1 pseudogene is annotated in these 268 nt (G+C 62.3%); it reads right to left on the reverse strand.

The features are described from left to right. Window positions 1-247 (reverse strand): annotated as a pseudogene (locus SB772_RS41540) (methyltransferase); the annotation flags it as partial. Window positions 248-268: the final 21 nt, after the last annotated feature.

Raw genomic sequence — 268 nt, forward strand, 5'->3', positions numbered from 1 at the left:
CTTCCGCCAGCCAGATGCCGGAATAGCCGAAAGAGGTGCCGAGCTCCAGGATGACAGGCGCATCGAGGCTTTTGGCCAGAATGTTGAGAAACTGGCCGGTCTCCGGGCCGACGGCGCGCATCCGCCGGTCCTGTCCTCCGTCCCGCCCGCCGGGCGGCTCGATGCGGGGGCTGGCGCGCTCCTCGGCGATCATCTCTTCATAAGTGTCGAGAACTGTGCGGATCTTGGCGTCCATCATCTTTTCCATCTGCTTTCGAATGCCTATATG

Source organism: Paraburkholderia sp. SIMBA_030 (assembly GCF_046535245.1).
GTDB lineage: Bacteria > Pseudomonadota > Gammaproteobacteria > Burkholderiales > Burkholderiaceae > Paraburkholderia.